The following is a 21,661-nucleotide window of genomic DNA, read 5'->3' as shown; positions in this document are numbered from 1 at the left end:
GGCTCAGCGCCGGAAGAATGCGCTTTCTCGGCCCCTCCCCCCGGTCGGAGGATGGGCGGGCGAATCAACCCGCCCAGGAGGAAACGCCGTGTCCCCTGTGTCGCCCGCCCTGCCGCCCGTCGACGCCCGACCCGACTCCCCTGCCGACTCCCCTGCCGACTCCCGCCTTGACTCCGGCCTCGGTTCGCCCGCCGGCGCGCCCGTCGAGCCGGGGCTGCTGCCGCTCACCGCCGAGATCCGGCCCGAGGGCCTGGCGGTGGGCGGCGTCCTGCTCGAACAGGTCGCCCGTCAGCACGGCACCCCCCTCTTCGTCTACGACGAGGAGCACCTGCGCAGCCGCTGCCGGGAGGCGGTGGCCGCCTTCGGCCCGGGCAACGTGGCCTACGCCGCCAAGGCCTTCCTCTGCACCGCGATGGCCCGGCTCGTCGCCGACGAGGGCCTGCTGCTGGACGTCGCCTCCGGCGGCGAGCTGCGCACCGCGCTGTACGCCGGGGTGGAGCCGGACCGCATCGTGCTGCACGGCAACAACAAGGACGACGCCGAACTGCGCACCGCGATGACCGCGGGGCTGCACCACATCGTGGTGGACAGCTTCGACGAACTGGAGCGGATCGAGCGGCTGCACCACGTGGAGGGCCTGCCGCCGGCCCGGATCCGGCTGCGGGTGGCGCCCGGTGTCGCGGCCGGCGCCCACGAGGCGATCCGGACCGGCGGCCACGACTCCAAGTTCGGCTTCGGCCTGGCCGACGGCGCCGCCGCGGCCGCGGTGCGCCGCGCCGCCGCCTCCTCGGCCGTCCGGCTGGAAGGGGTGCACGCGCACGTCGGCTCCCAGGTCCTCGACCCGGCCGAACTGGCCGACGGGGCAGCGACGGTGGCCCGCTTCGCGGTCGGGAGCGCGGCCGGGATCGGGGTCGGCGGCGCCGTCACCGGACTGACCGTGGGCGGCGGCCTGGGCGCGGCCTACGTGGGCGGGCAGCAGGCCCCGTCCTTCGCCGTCTGGGCGGAGCGGGTCCGCGCGGCGGTCCGCGGAGCGGGCTGGACGGGCCGGGTCGGTGTGGAGCCGGGCCGCTCGATCGCCGCCCGGGCCGGGCTGACGCTGTACCGGGTCGGCACCGTCAAGCGGATCCCGGACGTGCGCACGTACGTCAGCGTGGACGGCGGAATGAGCGACAACCTCCGCCCCGCGCTGTACGGCGCCCGGTACGAGGCCTTCCTGCCGCGCCGCCCCGAGGCACCCCGCCCGCAGCGCGCCCGGCTGGTCGGCAAGCACTGCGAGAGCGGCGACGTGATCATCGACGACGCGGCCCTGCCCGACGACCTGCGGGTGGGCGACCTGCTGGCCACCCCGGTCACCGGCGCCTACGGCTACGCGATGGCCTCCAACTACAACAAGCTGCCGCGGCCCGCCGTGGTCTTCGTCCGCGACGGCCGGGCCCGGCTGGTGGTGCGCCGGGAGACCGAGTACGACCTGCTGCGCCTCGACGTGGCGGGCGAGGGCCCGCAGCGTTCGGCCCCGGATCCGGCGGCCCCGGATCTGGCGACCTCGGAGCCGGCGACCGCGCAACGGGGCGCTTGAACCCCGCCCCGGACCGGAACCTACTCTGGGCCGATGCTGAACAGCGCCCGCCTGCTCGTCCTGCTGGAGATCGCCCGTCGCGGCACCATCGTGGCCGCGGCGCAGGCGCTGCACCTGAGCCCCTCCGCCGCCTCCCATCAACTGGCGCGGCTGGAGAAAGAGTTGGGGGTCGCCCTGGTGGAACGGGCGCCGCAGTCGCTGCGCCTGACGGCCGCCGGCGTCCGGCTGGCCGAGCACGCCCAGGCGATCGCCGACCTGATGGCCGCCGCCCGGGACGACCTGCGGGCGCACGCGGAGGCGACGGCCGGGGTGCTGCGGGTCGGGTTCTTCGGCTCGGCCGGGCTGGACCTGCTGCCCCGGGCGCTGTCCGGGTTCGCGGCACAACACCCCTTGGTGGAGCTGGAGTTGGTGATGGGCCAGCCGCACGAGCTGGTGCCCGCCCTGGAGGCGGGCCGGCTGGACGCGGCCGTGGTCTTCGAGCACCCGCTGGACCCGTGGTGCCGGGAGGCGGCGGTGGAGGTGCGGATGTTCTTCGAGGAGCCGCCGCTGATCGTGCTGCCGCCGCGGCACCGGTTGGGGCGGCGCCCGGTGGTGCGGCTGGGTGAGCTGGCGGGCGAGAGCTGGATCGGCACCCATGGCGGCGGCCACGGCGAGCCGGTGCTCGAACGCGCCTGCGCGGCCGAGGGGTTCCGCCCCCGGGTGCGCTGCCGCAGCGACCACTACCAGGTCACCGTCAACCTCGCCCGGGCCGGGATGGGCGTGGCGCTGGTCCCGGCGCTCGGCCTGGCCGACGACGCCGGGGTGCACGTCTGCCGACTGGACCACCCCCGGCTGCACCGCCGGATCGGGGTGGCCGTCCGGGCCGCCAACCGCAATCCGGCGCTGCGCGCCTTCCTCGCCGAACTCGGCGCCGCCGCAGGGGAGATCGGTTCCCTGCTGGAGCGGCGGTGGGCGGCCTGAGACCGAGGCCGAACCCTGGGCCACCGGCTGCGGGTGTGTCATGCTTCAGCGACCAGAATCCATCTCAGCCGATCGGACCCTGATGATCCGCCGGATATCCGCCCTCCTGATCGCCGCCGCCGCCCTCCTGTCCGTCGGGGCCGGCTACGCCCAGCACACCTCGGCCCCCACCGGCACCCTCGCCGAGGCCCCCGCCACCACCGCCGGCGGCCACACCGCCGAGCGCTCCGAGCACCACTGAGCCGCCGCCCCGCCCGGAGCCGAGACGGGCCCCGGCGGCCCGGGACGGGGTTCCGGTGAGCCGCCGGGCGCACGCGGCTGCCGTGACCCCGCCACGAAGCCCGCGGTCAGAGCGCGATGCGGACCTTGAGGGCCGTGCGCTCGTGCATCGCGCGGTAGCCGTCGGGGACGCCGTCCAGGTCCACGGTGCGGTCGAAGACCGCGCCGGGGTCGATGGCGCCGGAGAGGACGTCGGGCAGCAGCTCGGGGATGTAGGCACGGGCCGGGGCGACGCCGCCGGCCAGGGTGACGTTCCGGTCGAACATCTGGGAGATGTCCACCCCGGCGGAGCCGCCGTGCGGCACGCCGACATAGCCGACCGCCCCGCCGTCGCGGGCGATGGAGACGGCGGTGCGCAGGGACTCCGCGGTGCCGACGGCCTCCAGCACGGCGTGCGCCCCCAGGCCGCCGGTCAGCTCCCGGACCGCCTCGACCGCGGCCTCGCCGCGCTCGGCGACGACGTCGGTGGCACCGAAGCCACGGGCGATCGCGGTACGCCGCTCGTGGCGGCCGAGCGCGATGATCCGTCCGGCGCCCAGCCGGTGCGCGGCGAGCACGCCGCACAGTCCGACCGCGCCGTCGCCGACCACCGCCACCGTGGCACCGGGCCTGACCCGGGCGGAGACCGCGGCGTGGTGGCCGGTGCTCATCACGTCGGAGAGCGCGAGCAGGCCGGGCAGCAGCTTCTCCTCGCCGGCCGCCTCCCGGGGCAGTCCCACCAGGGTGCCGTCGGCGAACGGCACCCGGACGGCCTCGCCCTGGCCGCCGTCCGAGCCGACCTGGCCCCAGATGCCGCCCTCGGGGCAGGAGGTGTGCAGGCCCTCGCGGCAGAACTCGCAGGTGCCGTCCGACCAGACGAACGGGGCGAGCACGAAGTCGCCCGGCCGGAAGCCGGTCACCTCGGCGCCGACCTCCTCGACGATGCCGAGGAACTCGTGGCCGATCCGCTGCCCGGCGACCCGGGGCGCGACGCCCCGGTACGCCCACAGGTCGCTGCCGCAGATGCAGGCGTCGACCACCCGCACCACCGCGTCGGTCGGCCGCCGGACCACCGGGTCGGGCACCTCCTCGATCCGGATGTCGTTGGGACCGTGGATGACGGTGGCACGCACGAAGACACTCCCGCACTGTTCGAGGACTGGGGCTGGGGCAGTCAGGTTCGCCGTCCGCACGCCCCCGCGTCCAGCTACATCTCCTACAGCAGGTCGTTAAGCTGGACTGATGCTCGATGTCCGACGGCTCGTCCTCCTGCGCGACCTGGAGGCGCACGGCACGGTGACCGCCGTGGCCGAACTCCACCGCGTCACACCCTCCGCCGTCTCCCAGCAGCTGCGGCTGCTGGAGGAGGAGACCGGCAGCGCCCTGCTGGAACGCACCGGGCGTTCCGTGCACCTCACCGCGGCCGGGCACCGGCTGGCCGAGGACACCGGGGCGGTGCTCGCGGCGCTCGAACAGGCCCGGGAGCGCCTGCACACCGGCGCCGGGGAGCCGACCGGCCCGGTCCGCCTCGCCTGCTTCCCGAGCGCCCTGGTCCCGGTGGCCGCCCCGCTCGGCGAGGCCCTGGAACGCGCCCACCGGGGCCTGCGGGTGCACATCACCGAGGCCGAACCCGAGACCGCCGTACGGCTGCTGCTCCAGCGCCGCGCCGACGTCGCGCTCGTCTACCGCTACGCCAACCTCGCCCACACCGGCCTCGCCGCGCCCCGGCACCCCGCCATCGAGACCCGCACCCTGCGGACCGATCCGCTGGTCGCGGTCCTGCGCGCCGACCACCCGGCCGCCGACCCCGCCGGGCCACCGGTCGACCTGCGGGAGCTCGCGGACACCTCGTGGATCACCGCGCCGCCGCAGACCCCCTGCGGGGACGCCGTCCTCCAGGCCTGCCGGTCGGCCGGCTTCACCCCGCGGGTGCGGCACACCTGCACCGACTTCGCCGCCATGGCCGCCCTCGCCGCGAGCGGCGGCCACACCGTCCTCATCCCCCGGATCGCCACCGACCGCCTCCCGCCGACGCTGACCGTACGGCCGGTGTCGGACGGCACGCTCACCCGCACGATCGAGACCGCGGTCCGCCAGGGCACGGCCCACCGGCCCGCGATCGCCGCCTGCCTCGAGACCGCCGAGCTGCTGGGCTGAGCACAGTACGGCGGGTCGGTCCGGGCGGGCTGGGCGCGGCCGGGAGGCTCAGCCCGCGAGCGGCGGATTGAGGCGGGCGAAGGCCTCCTGGCGGCGGTAGGGGAAGTACGGGTACGGCGCGGTGCGGGCGCTGGCGGCGTCCAGGCGGGCGACCTGGTCCGGGGTGAGCGACCAGCCGACGGCGCCGAGGTTCTGGCGCAGCTGCTCCTCGTTGCGGGCGCCGATGATGACGGACGAGACGGTCGGGCGGCGCAGCAGCCAGTTGATGGCGACCTGGGGGACGCTGCGGCCGGTCTCGGCGGCGACCTCGTCCAGGGCGTCGACCACCCGGTACAGCAGGTCCTGGTCGACCGGCGGGCCGAAGTCGGCGGTGTCGTGCAGGCGGCTGCCGGCCGGGAGCGGCTGTCCGCGCCGGATCCGGCCGGTGAGCCGGCCCCAGCCGAGCGGGCTCCACACCAGGGCACCGACGCCCTCCTGTTCGGCGAGCGGCATCAGCTCCCACTCGTAGTCGCGGCCGACCAGGGAGTAGTAGACCTGGTGGGCGGCGTAGCGGGGGCGGCCGTGGCGCTCGGCCAGGTCCAGGGACTTCATCAGCTGCCAGCCGGAGAAGTTGGAGACGCCGGTGTAGCGGATCTTGCCCGCGCGGACCAGGTCCTCCAGGGTGGCCAGCACCTCCTCGATCGGGGTGGCGGCGTCGTAGGCGTGCAGTTGGAAGAGGTCGAGGTGGTGGGTGCCGAGGCGGCGCAGCGCGTCCTCGACGGAGCGGACCAGCCGGGCCCGGGAGGTGCCGGCGTCCTGGGGGCCGTCGCCGAGCGGCAGGCCGGCCTTGGTGGAGATCAGCACCTGGTCGCGGCGCCCGCGCAGGGCCTGTCCGAGCACCTCCTCGGCGGCGCCGTCGGAGTAGACGTCGGCGGTGTCGAAGAGGGTGACCCCGGCGTCGATGGCGATGTCGAGCAGGCGGCGGGCCTGCTGGACGTCGGTGCTGCCCCAGGCCCCGAACAGCGGGCCGCGGCCGCCGAAGGTGCCGGTGCCGAGGCTGAGAGCGGGGACCTTGAGTCCGGAGGCGCCGAGCCGGCGGTACTCCATGCCGGCGGGTGCCGTGGCGGTTGTCATGACAGTTCTCCCCTCGGAGCCACTAATGGGACTCCCATTCCGTTAGTATGTTCTGAAGCTAGCAGACTCCACTCGACTAACGGAACAGGAATCCCGTTAATGGCCACCGAGCCCTCCCCGGAGGAACCCTCCACGCCCGGCACCGTCCGCCCCGGCGGCCGCACCGCCCGGGTCCGCACCGCCGTCCTGCGGGCCGCCGAGGACGCCCTGGTCGAGCACGGCTTCGGCGGCCTCGACCTCGGCGAGCTGGCCCAGCGGGCCGAGGTCGGCCGCACCACCGTCTACCGCCGCTGGGGCAGCACCACCGCCCTGGTCGCCGACCTGCTCGCCGACATGGCCGAGCAGTCGCTCCCGCGCACCCGCAGCGGCTCGCTCACCGAGGACCTCCGGGCCAACGCCCGGCTGGTCCGGCGCACCCTGGCCGACCCCCGGCAGGGCGCGCTGTTCCGCGCCGTCCTGGTCGCCGCCAACGGCGACCCCGGCACCGCCGAGGCCCTGCGCCACTTCTACCGGCGCCGGGTCGAGGAGTGGGCGCCGTGCGTCACCGAGGCCGTGGAGCGCGGCGAACTCCCGGCCGACACCGACCCGTTCGAGGTGATCCGGGCCGTCTCGGCGCCGCTCTACTACCGGATGCTCACCACCGCCGAACCGCTCGACGAAGCCGCCGCCGACCGCGCCGCGGCAGCCGCCGAGGCCGCCGCCCGGGCCGGGGCGTACCGGCGGCGGACGGGCTGAGCGCCGACGGAGCCGGGCCGGAGCGCGGGCCGGACGCTCCGTCACCTGATCGCCGCCCAGCGGCTGCGGAGCGCAACAACCCTTCGTAGCGTCATGGCCATGACGACCACCTCACGCGTACGGGCGACCTGGCTCGCCCTCCTGACCGCCGCGACCCTGGCGGCGGTCACCGGCGCCGCCCCGGCCGCGCCGTCCGCCCCCGCCGCGCCGTCTGCCCCCGCCGCCGCCTCCGTCCCCTACTACGACCAGCAGCTCGCCAACGACTGCGAGGCGGCCGCGCTGCGCATGCTCCTCGCCGCGCGGGGCGTGACGGCCGACGACCAGCAGATCCTCGACCGGATCGGCGTCGACCGGGTGCACCACGAGTTCGGCCACTCCGGCCCGCTGTCCGGCGACCCCTACGAAGCCTTCGTCGGCGACCCGGACGGCTCGGAGACGGCCGGCACCGGGTTCGGCGTCTACTCCCCGCCCGTGGCCGCGGCCGCCCGCTCGTACGGGCTCACCGTGCGCCGGGACGGCCCGGGCGTCTCCGTCCAGCAGCTCAAGGACGAGCTGGCGGCCGGACACTCCGCGATCGTCTGGGTGGACTACCTCTGGCGGCACCTCAGGAGCACCACCTACACGGCCTACGACGGCCGGAGCGTCCGGTACGCGGGGCCCGCCGAACACACCGTCGTGGTCACCGGGTTCAGCGACGGCAGGGTGTCGCTCAACGACCCCGCCCGCGGCCGGACGATCGTCGCCGAGGAGGACTTCGCCGACGGCTACGCCACCTACGGGCAGATGGCGGTGGTCATCGACTGACGCGCGCGCTTGCGCAGTCTGTGCGCGATGTATCAGCGTTTGGCAACAACCCGCCCCCGACCCGCCCCGGTGGCGCATTCCCCCAGGTCAACCCCCGATACTGGCTCCCATGGCACGGCTACCCCTGTTCGACGACGACTCCGCACCCGAGGCCCCGGCGCCCGGCCCGCGCCGCGGCCCCGGCTGCGGCTGCGGCTGCGGCCTCGACTGCCGCTTCGAGCCGCGGTGAGCGCCGCCCCGGGACCCGTACCGGCACCCGCACCCGCACCCCGAGCGTCCGACGGCCCGCCCCCACGACCGGCCCCGCACCGGCGCCGGCTGGTCCGGCTGCGCCGCGCCGTCGCCGGGCTGCGGCCGCGCCTGCTGGTCGCCTTCGTCGCCGTCGCCGCCCTGAGCGCCCTGGCCACCGCCGCGCTCACCTACCGGGCCGCCACCACCTCCACCCTCGACCTGACCAAGGACACCGCCCTGGACGAGCTGCGCCGCCGCGTCGACGTCCTCGCCCCGGCCCTGCCCTTCCCGCCCACCCAGGGCGAACTCGACCGCCTGGCGGCCCAGTTGTCGGGCACCGGCGGGTTCCGCGACTGGCGGGTGCTGGCCGCCTACGGTACCGAGCGCTCGGCCTGGACCCAGCCCGTGGCCGTCCCGCCCGCCCTGCAGCGCACCGTGGACTCCGGCCACGCCGCGTTCCAGCGCTTCGCCGCCGACGGCCACCCCTGGCTCGCCGTCGGCGTCCCGGTCACCTACGCGCCGGGCGGACCGTCCGCCGGCCCCTCCGGGCTCACCGTCTTCGCCCTGCTGCCCCTCGACCGCGAGCAGAGCGCCGCCGACGCCCTGCTGGCCGGTGCCGCCGGGGCCGGGGCGTTCGCCGCGATCCTGGCCGCCGGGCTCGCCCTGCTGGCCGCCCGCCAGGTACTGCGGCCGGTCCGGGCGCTCGGCGACGCCGCCCGCGCCCTCGCCCAAGGCAAACTGGACACCCGGCTGACCGTCACCGGGCACGACGAACTCGCCCAGCTCTCCAAGACCTTCAACCACACCGCCCGCACCCTCCAGGGCACCATCGAGGAACTGCGCGCCGTCGAGTCCCAGGGCCGGCGCTTCGCCGCCGACGTCTCCCACGAACTGCGCACCCCGCTGGCCGCGATGCTCGCCGTCACCGACATCCTCGACGAGGACGCCGAACAGCTCCCCGCCGACACCGCCACCGCCCTGCGGATGATCAGCAACGAGACCGTGCGGCTGACCCGGCTGGTCAACGACCTGATCGAGATCTCCCGCCTGGACGCCGGCGCCGCCCCGCTGCGCAGCGAGAGGGTCGACGCCGCCATCGCCGTGCGCGAGACCCTCGACCTGCGCGGCTGGGGCGAGCGGGTCGACCTCGACCTGCCCGCCGCCCTGCCCGTCCGGCTCGACCCGCGCCGCTTCGACGTCATCGTCGCCAACCTGGTCGGCAACGCCCTGCGGCACGGCCGCCCGCCGGTGCACCTCGCCCTGCGCGGCGGCGAGAACGAGCTGGTGCTCACCGTCACCGACTCCGGTCCGGGCATCCCGCCCGCCGAACTCCCGCACCTGTTCGACCGGTTCTACAAGGCCGACAAGTCCCGGGCCCGCTCCGAGGGCAGCGGGCTGGGCCTGGCCATCGCCCAGGAGAACGCCCGGCTGCACGGCGGGGTCATCGAGGCCGCCAACGTGCCGGACGGCGGAGCCGTGTTCACCCTCGTCCTGCCCCACGGGCTGGACGGAGAGGAGGAGGAGTGACCGTCCGCCGCCGACTCGTCCCGCTGGCCGCCGTCCTGCTGCTGGCCAGCGGCTGCTCGATCTCCACCACCGGAGCCGTCCGCAACGGCGGGCCGGCCACCGGCGTCCAACCGGGCACCCGGCTCTACTTCCTCGACCAGCACGGCATCCGGTCCGCCATCCGGCCGACCGCCCGGCGCGAGGACCTCCAGCAGACCCTGGACACCCTGCTGGCCGGGCCCGACCCGGCCGAACGGCGCGCCGGGCTGTACAGCGACCTGCCCAAGGACGGCCGGGTCCAGACCACCGCCACCCCCGGCGTGGTCACCCTGCGGCTCTCCTGGCCCGCCGCCTCGCTGTCCGCCCCGGCCATCCAGCAGCTCGTCTGCACCACCGAGGACGCCCCCACCACCGGCCCGGTACCGAAGGTCGCCATCGTCAGCAGCGACGCCCCCTCGGCCATCCAGCAGCAGTGCGACCTGCACCGCACCGGCTGAGCAAGGGGGCGCCGGGGCTACTGACCGACGGGCCTAGAAGAAGGAGTCGTCGTCCTCGTAGTAGTTGTTGACGACCACGTGCGGTTCGTCGTCGCTCAGCGCCTCGTTGAGCAGCACACCGCCGACCAGGCCCGCCGCGCCCGCGCCGAGCAGCGCGCCGGTGCCGAAGCGGCGGCCGCCCTGCTCCTGCTGCTGGGCCGGCACGTGCGGCTGGGCCTGCTGCGGGTAGCCGGCCTGCGGGTAGCCGGCCTGCGGCGGGGTGTAGAACGGCGGGACGGTGGTCTGCACCCGCTGGGCGCAGGCGGCGCAGGTCTCGACCTGGCGCGGCACGCCCCACTGCGGCTGCCACAGCACCACGGCCGAACCGATGCCGTGGGTGGGGTCGAAGAAACACGTCACGGGTGAACTCCCTGTAGCTGGCTGGGTCTTCGGAACAGCGGGCACGACGGGCGGCACCACGGGCGCGACGGGCACAGGCACCGGAGCAGGAGCCGGAGCGGCCGGCGCGGGCTGCAGGACGTCGACCCCGAAGTCGGTGGCGATGCCCGCGAGCCCCGAGGCGTAACCCTGCCCGACCGCGCGGAACTTCCAGTCCGCGCCGTTGCGGTAGAGCTCGCCGAACACCATGGCCGTCTCGCTGCCGGTCTCGGGCGTCACGTCGTAGCGGGCCACCTCGGTGCCGGCGTCCGCGTCGACCACCCGCACGTAGGCGCGGCGCACCTGCCCGAAGGTCTGCCGCCGCTGCGCCGCGTCGTAGACCGCCACCGCGAAGACGACCTTCTGCACCTCCGCCGAGACGTCCCCGAGCCGGACCTCGATCCGCTCCGCGTCCTCGCCGCCCCCGTCGGAGCCGAGGTGGCGCACCGCGCCGTCCGGGCTCCGCAGGTTGTTGAAGAAGACGAAGTGCTGGTCCGTGAGGACCTTCCCGGAGGGGCCGCACAGCAGCGCGCTGGCGTCCAGGTCGTACCCGGCTCCGGCCGTCCAGCCGAGGCAGACCCGGACGGACCGCACGCCGGGCGCCTGCCGGTTCAGGGAGACGTTGCCACCCTTCGTCAGGGCCACACTCATGGGGTTTCCTCCACCACCGTCCGAATCACGCTGTTCGACCACGACAACGCAGTAGAGCCCACGCCGGTTCCCGCCCGTCCGACCGGAGCGGGGCGGGGAGTTCGAGCAGGCCACGGGCCCACAGGGCGGGGCGGTGGCGCAGCTGCTCGGCCGGAGGGCGGCACGGCCGGGCACGGGTGTCACCCGCTCGGCCCGCGGGTACGGCGCAGGCACCCTGGCGGGGTCCCAGCCCGCCGCCTACTGTCAGTGGCCATGACAAGTACCCGCCGTGCCCGCCGCGCCACCGCCGCACTGACCGCGCTCGCCGGCGCCCTCGCCGCGCTGCTCGCCCCCGCCGCCGCGGCCCAGGCCGCACCGGCCGGCTGCCGGACCGTCGCCACCGCCCCGCTGGACGCCGAACAGGCCCGCCTCCAGGACGCCCGGACCACCGCGTTCACCGAACGCTCCGGCCTCGCCGACCTGCTCCACGGCTTCCCCGCCGCCCTGTGCTCCGCCCGCACCGCCCACCGCGCCCAGCGGATCGTGGACGTCTGGGGCCGCAAGCTCTGGCAGGCCGGCCTCGACCGCGCCCAGGGCCGCCGGCCCGCCGGCGAGCTGCCCGCCCTCGACGACCGCCCGCTGTACTGGGCCCGGCTCGCCATGACCGTACAACTCGCCCGCTGGCAGCCCGGGTTCGAGGTCGACCACGCCGAACTTCGGGCCTGCTTCGAGGACGCCTCGCGCGGCCTCGAGGACGGCTTCGCCGACGGATCCGGCTCCGGCCCGCACCGGATCTTCATCAGCGGCTTCGACCCGTACGGCCTGGACACCGAGCCGCGCCGCGCCAACCCCTCCGGCGCCGCCGTCCTGCAACTGCACGGACAGCGGATCACCCTCGCCGACGGCAGCACCGCCGAGGTGCGGGCCGTCGTCCTGCCGGTGCGCTACCGCGACTTCGACGAGGGCATCGTGGAACGCGCCTTCGGCCCCCACCTGGAGCCGGGCGGCCCGCAGTCCGCCGACCTGATCACCAGCATCAGCCAGGGCTACCCCGGCACGTTCACCCTGGAGGCCTGGGCCGGCCGCGCCCGCTCCGCCGACCCGGCCACCGACAACCTCGCCGCGCTCTCCGGCGGCACCTGGGAGCACCCGGTGGACGCGCCGGGCCTCGGCGACGGCCCGCAGTTCATCCGCACCACCCTGCCCACCGACGCCATGACGGCCGTCCAGCAGCCCTACCCCGTGCTGCTCAACACCCCCGTCACCGAGATCCCCGCGGGCGCCACCGGCCCGGTCGTCCGCCCCGACGGCCCCACCCCCGGCTCCCGCGCCGTCGCCGGGGGCGGCGGGGGCTACCTCTCCAACGAGGTCGCCTACCGCTCCAACCGCCTCCGCCTCGAGCTCGACCCCGAGCTGCCCGGCGGCCACCTCCACACCCCGGTCCTCACCGGCTTGCCGGGCCGGCAGGACCGCGTCACCTCACCGGAGTTCGAGCACAACGAGGCGGCCATCGCCGCCGAGGTCCGCGCGATCCTGAGCAGCGCCCGGCTCTGAGCTGCGGAATCCGGTCGGGCCCTGAACGACCACTCCCCCCGGTCCGGTCCCGGCGCAGGCGCCGGACCGGACCGGACCCGGCCTACGCCGGGTAGGCGAAGCGGGTGCCCGAGGCGCGGGTGCGGGATTCGGCGATCTCGGCGTAGGCGGCGGCGCGGTCGGCCCAGTGGGAGCCCTCGACCGACTTGCCGCGTTCCAGGTCCTTGTAGACCTGGAAGAAGTGGGTGATCTCCAGCAGGTCGAACTCGGGCAGGTCGCCGATGTCCCGCAGCTCGGCGTAACGGGGGTCGCGGGCCGGGACGCAGAGGACCTTCTGGTCGGGGCCGCGTTCGTCGCGCATCACCCACATGCCGACCGCCCGGCAGGTCGACAGGCAGCCGGGGACGGCGGGTTCGCGGCCGAGGACCAGGGCGTCCAGCGGCTCGCCGTCGCCGCCCAGGGTGCCCTCGACGTAGCCGTAGTCGGCGGGGTAGCGGGTGGCGGTGAACAGGGTGCGGTCCAGGCGGATCCGGCCCGCGTCGAAGTCCATCACGTACTTGTTGCGCGATCCCTGGGGGATCTCGATCATCACCTCGAACTCCGCCTGCTCCGGGAACTCCACCGTCGCCTCCTCCTGCGCTCCTGAGGAGATTGTCCGCCGTCAGGGCGCCGTGAGCAGCTACCGAAACGACACCCCTCGTTCGGGCCCAGCCGATAGCATCCGCACCATGGGGAGCTGGCAGGTCACGGTCATGGACCACCGTCACGAGCCCGGCGGCCGTCCGCAGGGACGCCCGGCGGGGCCGCTGGCGCGGCGGGACGGGTGGGCGGTGCACGGCGGGGACGGCGAGCTCAGCTGCGTCGACGCCGGCGGCGGGGTCCGCTGGCGGCGGCCCTGCCCGGGGCGGCCGAACGCGGCACACCTCTCCGCCGACCGGGTACTGGTCACCACCAGCTCCTTCGAGTACACCGCCTGGGGCCACCTCGGCCCAGCCCTGCTGCTGGACCTCGCCGACGGCACGCTGGTCGCCGAGCTGCGCGGCGAGCGCGGCGCAGCCCTCGACGACGGGCGCTTCGTGCTGGGACTGGAGGGCTACGGCGCCTTCGACACCCGGGCCCACGACCGGGACGGCGCCGTGGTCGACAGCTGGCACAGCTACGGCCACTACGTGGTCGGCACCGGCCTGCGGGTGGTCGAGACGGACCGCCGCCACCCCACCGGGAGCCGGGTGGTGCGGCTGCTGCCCGGCGGGGTGGTCGAGCCCGGCCCGCCGCTGCGCGGCGCGCTGGCCCCGGAACCGCTGGTGCTGCCCGACGGCACCCTGCTGGTGCTGGACGCGGGGGTGCTGCGCGCCGTCGGGCGGGAGCTGGACGACGCCGTGCTGGCCGAACTGCTCCCGCTCGCCCCGGAGGAGCAGCACCGCTTCACCGGTTCGCTGCGGCGGACGACCGAGGGCCTGACCGCGACGCTGGTCGAACGCCACCCGACCCGGATGGGCAGCTACAGCTCGCACGTCTGGACCCTCGGCCTGCGCACCCGCTGATCAGGGCAACTGCCCGCGCACCACGGGCAGTTCCAGCACCGAGCCGCGCTCGCCGCCGTAGCCGATCCGGTAATCCGCCCGGCCGTCGGCCGGGAGCAGCTCGAAGGAGTCGGGGTTGGCGGCGGCCACGGTGAGCCGGATCCGCTCGCCGGGCTCGAAGAGCACCGAGACCGGCTGGAGGTCGATCACCACCCGCTGCGCCCGCCCCTGCGGGAAGGGCTCGGCGTCCTCGGCCGCATAGCTGCGCGGCGTACGCAGCCGACGCCAGTCGGGATTGTCGTCACTGTCGGCCACCGCCCTTTCGGCGAGAGCGAGTTGGCCCTCCGTCAGATAGGTGGCCCGGCCGTCGGGGGTGACGTCCTCCAGGTAGACGTGCAGGGCGCCGTTCGCCGAGCCGGCCAGGCCGGTGACGTCGAGGGTGACCTTGCCGTTGCCGGTGACCCTGGTGGGCTCGGTCAGCGGCGCGGTGGTGTAGCTGAGAAGTTTCGCGTCCACCGCCGCGCGGTCGGGGTAACTCACCTGGGAGCCGCTGAGGTTGGTGTTCCAGCGGTCGAGCGGGCCGGTGCCGGCGGTGGGGTCCAGGTGCAGCGGGTCGGAGCCGGCCGGGGCCCCTGCGGTCCGTCCGGCGGTGAGGGTGTTGCCCGCGCCGAGCTCGAAGGGCCGGGTGCGGGTGCCGGGCACCGGCCAGCGGGTGGTGGTGCGCCAGACGTCCTCGTTGAAGGTGTAGTAGTGCACCTGCCGCTTGCCGTCGGGGCGGGCGCCGTCGCGCACGTAGCGGTCGAAGAAGTCGACCACGCGCTGGTCGTTCTGCTCGTGTTCGGCCCTGGTGAGCGGCCGGGCGGGCTTGAACGGGTCGGCGAGCCAGCCGGCTCCGTGGTTCCACGGGCCGATCCAGTCGTCCTGGGAGTTGGACAGGCCGGCGAACTGGGACAGCACGCCGTTGGCCGTCCCCGCGTCCAGCCAGCCGGCCCGGGTCAGCACCGGCACGCCGCTGTCCTCGACCGCGTCGGTCTGCTCGCCGACGCTGCCGACCGTCCAACTCTGCGGGCCGTTCCGGTAGTCGCGGTGGACTCCCTGGTGGGCCATGTCGACCAGGTTGGCGTTGTTCGCGTGCTCGGCGCGGGCGGCGGCCAGCAGGGCCGGTCCGTCCGGGCCGTCGACCGGACGGGGGGTCAGGCCGGTGAGGCCGACCTGCGCGCAGAGCTGCCGGGTCTCCGCGCTGGTCTCGCAGGTGGTGCCGCCGGCCTGGTCCAGGATGCGCAGCAGCAGCGCGTACGGGGCGAGCCGAGGCCCGATCAGCAGGCCGCCGGGGCGGACCAGGTCCTCGTACGGGTCGAAGTCGTAGGAGATGGGTGCGGCGGCGGTGATGTGGTGGTTGGCGAGGGCGGTGGCGAGCATGGCGGTGTCGCCGCCGTAGGAGACGCCGGTGGTGCCGATCCGGCTGTTGGACCAGGGCTGGGCGGCGATCCAGTCGCCGAGCGGGCCGCTGTCGGCGATCTCGGCGGCGCCCAGCTCGGAGGCCATGGTGCCGAAGGAGGCGCCGGTGCCGCGCAGGTCGGCGGCGACGTAGGCGTAGCCCTTGGCGTTCCAGGCCTCGGCCTCGCCGCTGGTACCGCCCGGCTGACCGGCCAGGACCCGGGCGCGCCAGTAGCGCTCGGTGACCAGGACGGTGGGCAGCTTGGTGCCGGGTTTCGTGCCGGTCGGAAGGTAGACGTCGACGGCGAGGCGGACTCCGTCGGGCATGGTGACGTAGCGCGACTGGAGGTGCGGTGCGGTGGCGGCGGTGTCCGCGACCGCCGGGGCCGCGGTCAACCCCAGCAGGGTGAGCGCGGCGGCGACGGCCGCGGCGGTGCGGCGGACCCGCGGGCGACTCCCGCTCCCCCGGCCCGTACTCCCCCGGCTCATCGGACGGTCGCCTTCCAGGGGCCTTCCTCGGGGCGGGCCTCGGTGTCGGTGCCCGGCCAGGGCGGCATGGTGACGGCGGTGATGCGCAGCGGCCCGTCGGCGTCCGCATCGGCCCGGAACTGGAAGGCGGTGCCCAGCGGGATCGACACGGCCGTGCCGGGGGTGAGCCGGTGGATCTCCGACCGGCCGTCCTGGCGCCGCCACAGCTCGCCGCGGCCGGCGACGACCTGCCACAGCTCCTGGACGGTGGCGTGCGACACCGCGCGGGTGACCTGCCCGGGGGCCAGTTCGAAGACCGCAAGGCTGCCCCGCCCGTCCAGGACCAGCAGCGGGCGGACCTCGGCGCCGTCCGGGGCGGTCACCACGGGGGCGTCCGCCGTCTCGGCGCTCTCGAAGGGTTGGTGCACTGGCTGATCGTTCATCCGACGACCCGGCCTCTCTCGTGGAAGGGAGTTCCTGGGCTCGTCCCCCACCGCCGATCAGACCACGCCCGCCGGACGGCCCGCCATCCGCAGCGGTCCGTATCCGACCCCGAGACAACCCCGAGGGAAGCCGCCCCTGCTACCCCGAGACGCCCCCGAACTCGCGCACCGCATCGGTGACGATGGACTCCAGGCGGGCGTGGTGGGCGCCGCGCCAGTAGGCCTGGCCGCAGTCGGCGCACTGGGCGAAGGCGTCGTAGGAGCGCTCGGTGCCGTCGTGGAGCTGCTCGCGCACCGTGGTCTTGCTCACCGTGCGCAGCGTGCCGTTGCAGGTGGTGCAGCGGGTCCAGGGGGCGAGCGGCGGGGCGAAGCGGGAGAGCACGTCGCGCAGTTGCTCGGCGGGGCGGTGGCTGTAGACGTAGGCGCCGGCCCACAGTTCGCGGCGGCGCAGCAGGCCGCGGTCGCGCGAGAGCATGACGCGCTGTTCGGCGGCGGAGCGGGCGGCCAGCGCGGCGTCCCCGATGTCGGGGTTCTCGTACGCGGCGTCGATGCCGAGCAGGCGCAGCCGGCGGGTGAGGGTGCCCAGGTGGACGTCCAGCAGGAAGCGCGGCGAGGCGGGCGAGGGCTGCGGCCGGGCCACCGCGGCGACGCTGACGTGCTCGGCGTCGGCCGGGACGTACGAGCCGGGCACCGGGCGGCCGTCCACCAGCAGGGTGCCGACCTCGGTGAGCGGGACGCCCAGGGACTCGACCACGTGGCCGAGGCTGGAGGTGCCGTCGGTGCGCAGCGCGGTGCGGCCGGCCCGCCGGGGCGCGGAGACGAAGAGGTGCAGCTCAGGGGCGAAGTCGAGCCAGATCTGGGGTCTTTCCACGCGGCCAGCATGCCAGCGGGCGGCGGGTGGGGGCCACCGTTTTCCGCAGGCCCGCGCGGGGGCCGGTACGGGGGCCCGTGCGCGGGCCCGCGCGGGCGGCCCCGGCGGGCCGCCGCGCGGGAGTCTCCGCGGGCGGCTCGCGGAGTAGCATCGGCCGTATCCGGAGCAGCAGCGGCGGTTGGAGCGTGCGATGACCGGAAACGAACGGCGGGACGGCTGGCCGGACCTCTCGGCCGACCCGGTGGAGGAAGGCCCGGACGACCTGTTCGCCGACCGGTCCGGGCGGCGGGCCGCCGGGGGCGCAGCGCCGTACGGCGGCGACGACGACCTCTACGGCGCCTCGGTGCCGGTGGCCCCGACGGCCGCGGAGGACGGCGAGGGGGTCGACGGCGCGGCGGCCGATGCCGGGCCGGGCGACGCCGAGGAGGCCGACGGCTGGTAGCCGCGGTCGCTCGCCGCCCAGCGGGCCACCGGGCCCATCGCGTACCCGGCGGCGAGGAACACCCCGCCCAGCACCAGCCAGCCCGCGAGCCCGCCGTCCAGCAGCAGCGCGGTGAGCAGCAGCGGGCCGAGGGTGCGGGCGACGGCGACGCCGGTGCCGAAGAAGCCCTGGTACTGGCCGATCCGCTCGGGCGGCGCGAGGTCGAAGCCGAGCTGCCAGGAGCCGGCCGACTGCCGCATCTCGCCCACCACCTGGAGCACGGCCCCGGCGACCAGCAGGGCGGCGAACGCCCACAGCGGGACGTCCAGCACGGACAGCCCGCAGACCGCGCAGGAGGCGAGCAGCAGCACCCCGGAGGAGCGCACCGCCCGGATCGCCGAGTCCAGCCCGCTGACGTCACGGGCAGCCCGGACCTGGAAGGCCAGCACGGCCAGGGTGTTGAGCACGAACAGCGCCGAGCCGAGCCAGCCGAGGCCGGGGGCGCGCTGGGCGATCCACAGCGGCAGGATCAGGCTGAGCATCGGCATCCGCAGCAGCAGCACGGTGTTGACCAGGGTCACGGCGGCGTAGCGGCGGTCCCGCAGCACGGCCAGGCGCGGTCCGGCGGCCGGGTCGGCCGGCGCGGGCGGGGCCTCGGGCAGCCGGCGCAGCACGAGCGCGCCGGCCAGGAAGCCGAGCGCGGTGACGGTGAAGGCGCCGAAGTAGGCCTCCCGGGTGCCGACGGTGAGCGCGATGCCGCCGATGGCGGCGCCGACGGCCAGTCCCCCGTTGAGGGTTGACTGCAGGTGGGCGAGCAGCCCGGTGCGTTCGGCGCGCGGCACCAGGCCCGCGACCAGGGCCTGTCGGGCGGCGGTGAGGCCGGACTGCGCGGTGGCGTAGAGGCAGACGGCGAGCAGGAACAGCGGGTACGAGCGGACCACCAGGAGGGCGGCGACCACGGCGGCCGTGGTGAGCGCGAGTGCCACGGCGGTGCGGCGCGGGCCGCGGCGGTCGGCGAGGCTGCCGAGCGGGACGCCCGCCAGCGAGCCGAGCGCCCAGGCGACGGCGAGGCCGAAGCCGAGGGCGGTCGGCGACATCCCGACGACCCGGGTGAAGTAGAGCGCGGAGCAGGTGTAGTAGGCGCCGTCGCCCACCGCGCCGGCCAACTGGGCTGCGGCGAGGGTGCGCTGGGGGCCGGCGGGGGGCAGCAGGGCGAGCCGGGCGGCGCTCTGGTTCGGCACTTCTCTCCTGTCGGATCCGGTCGGACCGACGGCGCACGGCCGGACGGCGCGCGGGCCGGGCGTTCGCAACCGCTCGGGGTGGTCCTCGGTGGGGCGGGCTCCAGCCTAGGGAAGAAGTGGACCGGCCGACAGATCCATTGATCTTGTATTTTCCTGGGCCACTCCAGGCCCGCGCCGCACCGCCGGACGAGCCGTGAACTCCCGTGCGACGAAGGCCCGTTGCGTGCGGAGCGAACTCCCGGCCCGGTCCGGCGCGATCCATCCCGGCCCCGGCCGCCCGGCCGCAGCGCCGTCCGTACCCGCTCCGACTCCCCCGGCCGAAGCGGACCGGACACCTCCACCACCCGGCCGGAGGGCCAAGATTGGCCGTGTTGACCCGTCAGTAACGCCCTCCTATGCTCAACGGCGTTCGCGATCCGGCAGCGGGGCCGGGGCCGTCCGGGCCCGCCCGATCCGGCGCCGCCTCCGGCTCGAAGGGCTCCTCCCATCAGCACCTCCATCGCCCCCTCGGGCTCCGCCGGGCAGCCGGGCGACACCGGACGACCCGTCGGCCGCGAAAGCGCCGCCGGCCCGGCCGACCCCTTCGGCCCCGCGGACCAGGCCGGCCCCGCCGAGGGCGAGGGCACCGGCCGCCGCCGCTTCCTCACCTACCTGCTGGCCGCCCCCTCCCTCACCGTCGCCGCCCGGCTCGGCCTCGACGCCGCCGCGCCCGCCACCGCCCGGGCCGCCGAACGCACCGCCGCGGCCGCACGCGACGCCTCCGCGCCCCCGCAACTGCTCGGCCTGCCCGGCATCCCCGACGTCCTCGACCTCGGCGACGCGATGATCCTCGCCGGGCTGCCGACCTCCCACCTGCTGGTGCTCGAAATCACCCCCGCCGGGCGTGCCGCGCTCCACCTGCCCCGGCTGGAGGTCGGCCAGGGCCTCACCACCGCGATCGCCATGCTGGTCGCCGAGGAACTCGACGCCAGGCTCACCGACGTCGACGTGCCGCTCTCCGACGGCCGCCCCGAACTGCTCTTCTACCAGCTCACCGGCGGCTCCAACTCGGTGCGTTCGCTGTACGACCCGGTGCGCGCCGCGGCCGCCGCCGCCCGCGCCCGGCTGGTCACCGCCGCCGCCCACCGCTGGAACGTTCCCGCGGGCACCCTGCGCACCGCCGACTCCGCCGTACTCGCCCCCGACGGCCGGCGCCTCGGCTTCGGCGAACTCGCCGCCGACGCCGCCGGCGTGGTCGTGCCCGCCGTGTCCGCCGCCCCCAAGCCGGCCGACCAGCGCCGTCTGGTCGGCACGCCCACCGGCCGCATCGACGCCCGCGACATCGTCACCGGCCGCGTCAAGTACGCCGGGGACCTGCAGATCCCGGGCGCCGCACCCACCGTGGTCGCCCGCCCCACCACCGTCAACGGCACCCTCAAGTCCCTGGACGCCTCGGTCGCCCGCGCCATGCCCGGCGTCCTGGCCGTGGTCCAGATCCCCACCGGCGTCGCCGTCCTCGCCGAGACCTTCGACCAGGCCATCAAGGCCCGCGACGCGCTGCGCACCACCTGGAACCCCGGCCCGGCCGCCGGCCTCTCCACCGCCGACGTCCGGGCCCGACTGCGCACCGCCCACGCACCGTTCCTGCTGCCGCCGCTGCTCACCCCGTACCTGGACGGCGAGTTCGACTTCGCCTTCGTCAACCACGCCCCGATGGAGGTGCTCACCGCCGTCGCCGACGTCCGGCCCGGCCGCGCCGAACTGTGGTTCGCCGCCCAGAGCCCGATCATCGCCCAGCAGACCATCGCCGCCGAACTCGGCCTGCCGCAGGACGCCGTCACCGTCCACGTCGTGCGCGGCGGCGGCTCCTTCGGACGCCGGCTGTTCTTCGACGCCGCCCTGGAGGCCGCCCAGATCTCCCGGGCCGCCGGCCGGCCCGTCAAGCTCATGTGGACCCGCAACGACGACATGCGGCACGGCCGGATGCGCCCCGCCAGCCACCACCGGATCCGCGCCACCTACGGCCTCGGCCAAGTCCTCAGCTGGGAACACCGCGCCGCCACGGTGCGCACCGACCTCTCGCACGGCCTCGGCGAAGCCCTCACCGGCGCCGGGTTCAACCTCTCCGTCGCCGGGATCAGCCTCGCCCAGGCCTTCTTCCTGCTCACCGAGAAGAACCCGTACAACGTCGGCGTGCCCACCCAGCTGCTCGCCGAACTGCCGCTGCCGGTGCACACCGGCAGCTGGCGCTCCGTCTACTCCGGCATGGTCCGGGTCGCCGACGAGATCATGATGGACGAACTCGCCCGCCGGATGGGCCAGGACGAGGTCGCCTTCCGCCGCGCCCGGGTGCGCGACGCCGCCGGGCAGGCCCTGCTGGACACCGTCGCCAAGGCCGGCGGCTGGGGCCGCCCGATGCCCGACGGCCAGGCCCAGGGCGTCGGCTACCACGACGAGAACGGCGGCCGGGCCGCCTACCTGGTCGAACTCGACGCCACCGACCGCGCCAACCCCCGGGTCACCAAGGCCGTCATCGCCGCCGACGTCGGCCAGGTCATCAACCCCCGCGGCCTGGAAGCCCAGTTGACCGGTGCGCTGATGGACGGCATCTCGGTGATCCTCCAGGCCGGCAACCACCTCGACAACGGCGCCTTCCGGGAAGGCAGTTACGCCGACTTCCACTACGCCCGGCAGCGCAACGCCCCGCCGGTGGTCGAGATCCACCTGATGCCGCCCAGCGGAGCACCCGGCGGCGCGGGCGAGTTGGGCGTCCCGGCCGCCTCGGCCGCCGTCGCCAACGCCTACGCCCGCGCCACCGGCACCAGCCCGCGTTCCTTCCCGATCAACTTCTGACCACCCCT

The 21,661-nt window shown here is 75.6% G+C and carries 20 protein-coding genes; 12 read left to right on the top strand and 8 right to left on the bottom strand.

The features are described from left to right. Positions 1–88: 88 nt before the first annotated feature. The 3 genes from lysA (at position 89) to ABTY61_RS00545 (ending at position 2,777) form a co-directional block, all read left to right on the top strand. Complete coding sequence (lysA, locus tag ABTY61_RS00555; protein WP_350502662.1) at positions 89–1,576, top strand: diaminopimelate decarboxylase; 1,488 nt, start codon at positions 89–91, stop codon at positions 1,574–1,576. 33 nt (positions 1,577–1,609) lie between these two features. Beyond that, positions 1,610–2,536 (top strand): LysR family transcriptional regulator, encoded by a 927-nt coding sequence (locus ABTY61_RS00550; protein ID WP_350502661.1) that lies wholly within the window; start codon positions 1,610–1,612, stop codon positions 2,534–2,536. A gap of 82 nt (positions 2,537–2,618) precedes the next feature. Beyond that, complete coding sequence (locus ABTY61_RS00545; protein ID WP_350502660.1) at positions 2,619–2,777, top strand: hypothetical protein; 159 nt, start codon at positions 2,619–2,621, stop codon at positions 2,775–2,777. Between the two features lie 106 nt (positions 2,778–2,883). Here the strand turns inward: ABTY61_RS00545 and ABTY61_RS00540 are convergent, their stop codons facing one another. Beyond that, entirely contained in the window at positions 2,884–3,927 is a 1,044-nt protein-coding gene (locus ABTY61_RS00540; protein WP_350502659.1) for a zinc-dependent alcohol dehydrogenase family protein, read from the bottom strand. Positions 3,928–4,036: 109 nt separating this feature from the next. On the opposite strand from ABTY61_RS00540, the gene ABTY61_RS00535 reads away from it, so the two are divergent. Further along, positions 4,037–4,951, top strand: a complete 915-nt coding sequence (locus ABTY61_RS00535; protein WP_350502658.1) for a LysR family transcriptional regulator — start codon at positions 4,037–4,039, stop codon at positions 4,949–4,951. A gap of 48 nt (positions 4,952–4,999) precedes the next feature. Here ABTY61_RS00535 and ABTY61_RS00530 read toward each other — a convergent pair whose 3' ends face one another. After that, positions 5,000–6,037: an aldo/keto reductase gene (locus ABTY61_RS00530; protein ID WP_350503068.1), complete on the bottom strand. Its 1,038-nt coding sequence runs from the start codon at positions 6,035–6,037 to the stop codon at positions 5,000–5,002. A 126-nt stretch (positions 6,038–6,163) separates the two neighbouring features. Here ABTY61_RS00530 and ABTY61_RS00525 point away from each other — a divergent pair, with 126 nt between their 5' ends. The 4 genes from ABTY61_RS00525 (at position 6,164) to ABTY61_RS00510 (ending at position 9,837) form a co-directional block, all read left to right on the top strand. Beyond that, positions 6,164–6,799 carry a TetR/AcrR family transcriptional regulator gene (locus ABTY61_RS00525; protein WP_350502657.1) on the top strand — a complete coding sequence of 212 codons (636 nt, stop codon included), beginning with the start codon at positions 6,164–6,166 and terminating at the stop codon, positions 6,797–6,799. A gap of 99 nt (positions 6,800–6,898) precedes the next feature. Continuing rightward, entirely contained in the window at positions 6,899–7,603 is a 705-nt protein-coding gene (locus ABTY61_RS00520) for a C39 family peptidase (RefSeq protein WP_350502656.1), read from the top strand. A gap of 225 nt (positions 7,604–7,828) precedes the next feature. Then, the gene (locus tag ABTY61_RS00515) at positions 7,829–9,361 is read left to right on the top strand and encodes a sensor histidine kinase (RefSeq protein ID WP_350502655.1); all 1,533 of its coding nucleotides are present in this window, start codon (positions 7,829–7,831) and stop codon (positions 9,359–9,361) included. Continuing rightward, positions 9,358–9,837 carry a GerMN domain-containing protein gene (locus ABTY61_RS00510; RefSeq protein ID WP_350502654.1) on the top strand — a complete coding sequence of 160 codons (480 nt, stop codon included), beginning with the start codon at positions 9,358–9,360 and terminating at the stop codon, positions 9,835–9,837. Before ABTY61_RS00515 ends, ABTY61_RS00510 begins: the two co-directional genes overlap by 4 nt. A gap of 33 nt (positions 9,838–9,870) precedes the next feature. On the opposite strand, the gene ABTY61_RS00505 is transcribed toward ABTY61_RS00510, so the two are convergent. Continuing rightward, entirely contained in the window at positions 9,871–10,905 is a 1,035-nt protein-coding gene (locus ABTY61_RS00505) for a TerD family protein (RefSeq protein WP_350502653.1), read from the bottom strand. A gap of 252 nt (positions 10,906–11,157) precedes the next feature. Here ABTY61_RS00505 and ABTY61_RS00500 point away from each other — a divergent pair, with 252 nt between their 5' ends. After that, positions 11,158–12,438 (top strand): pyroglutamyl-peptidase I, encoded by a 1,281-nt coding sequence (locus ABTY61_RS00500; RefSeq protein ID WP_350502652.1) that lies wholly within the window; start codon positions 11,158–11,160, stop codon positions 12,436–12,438. An 82-nt stretch (positions 12,439–12,520) separates the two neighbouring features. Here ABTY61_RS00500 and ABTY61_RS00495 read toward each other — a convergent pair whose 3' ends face one another. Next, complete coding sequence (locus tag ABTY61_RS00495; RefSeq protein WP_350503067.1) at positions 12,521–13,006, bottom strand: inorganic diphosphatase; 486 nt, start codon at positions 13,004–13,006, stop codon at positions 12,521–12,523. A 139-nt stretch (positions 13,007–13,145) separates the two neighbouring features. Here ABTY61_RS00495 and ABTY61_RS00490 point away from each other — a divergent pair, with 139 nt between their 5' ends. Then, the gene (locus ABTY61_RS00490; RefSeq protein ID WP_350502651.1) at positions 13,146–13,961 is read left to right on the top strand and encodes a hypothetical protein; all 816 of its coding nucleotides are present in this window, start codon (positions 13,146–13,148) and stop codon (positions 13,959–13,961) included. On the opposite strand, the gene ABTY61_RS00485 is transcribed toward ABTY61_RS00490, so the two are convergent. The 3 genes from ABTY61_RS00485 to ABTY61_RS00475 all read right to left on the bottom strand — a co-directional run bounded on the left by ABTY61_RS00485 (position 13,962) and on the right by ABTY61_RS00475 (position 17,159). Further along, a complete protein-coding gene (locus ABTY61_RS00485) occupies positions 13,962–15,866 on the bottom strand; it encodes a CocE/NonD family hydrolase (protein WP_350502650.1) in 1,905 nt (634 codons plus the stop codon). Then, entirely contained in the window at positions 15,863–16,273 is a 411-nt protein-coding gene (locus ABTY61_RS00480) for a cupin domain-containing protein (protein ID WP_350502649.1), read from the bottom strand. Before ABTY61_RS00480 ends, ABTY61_RS00485 begins: the two co-directional genes overlap by 4 nt. A gap of 154 nt (positions 16,274–16,427) precedes the next feature. After that, a complete protein-coding gene (locus ABTY61_RS00475) occupies positions 16,428–17,159 on the bottom strand; it encodes a Mut7-C RNAse domain-containing protein (protein WP_350502648.1) in 732 nt (243 codons plus the stop codon). Positions 17,160–17,349: 190 nt separating this feature from the next. Here ABTY61_RS00475 and ABTY61_RS00470 point away from each other — a divergent pair, with 190 nt between their 5' ends. Next, on the top strand, positions 17,350–17,601 hold the full coding sequence (locus ABTY61_RS00470; protein ID WP_350502647.1) for a hypothetical protein: 252 nt from the start codon (positions 17,350–17,352) through the stop codon (positions 17,599–17,601). Here the strand turns inward: ABTY61_RS00470 and ABTY61_RS00465 are convergent. Beyond that, positions 17,490–18,821 carry an MFS transporter gene (locus ABTY61_RS00465; protein ID WP_350502646.1) on the bottom strand — a complete coding sequence of 444 codons (1,332 nt, stop codon included), beginning with the start codon at positions 18,819–18,821 and terminating at the stop codon, positions 17,490–17,492. The genes ABTY61_RS00470 and ABTY61_RS00465 overlap by 112 nt on opposite strands. An 822-nt stretch (positions 18,822–19,643) precedes the next feature. On the opposite strand from ABTY61_RS00465, the gene ABTY61_RS00460 reads away from it, so the two are divergent. Then, complete coding sequence (locus ABTY61_RS00460) at positions 19,644–21,653, top strand: xanthine dehydrogenase family protein molybdopterin-binding subunit (protein ID WP_350502645.1); 2,010 nt, start codon at positions 19,644–19,646, stop codon at positions 21,651–21,653. Positions 21,654–21,661 lie beyond the last annotated feature (8 nt).

The sequence above is a fragment of the Kitasatospora sp. NPDC096128 genome, from assembly GCF_040303105.1.
Lineage (GTDB): Bacteria > Actinomycetota > Actinomycetes > Streptomycetales > Streptomycetaceae > Kitasatospora.
The sequence above is the reverse complement of the archived record's forward strand: the minus strand, read 5'-3'. Positions and strand labels throughout refer to the sequence as shown.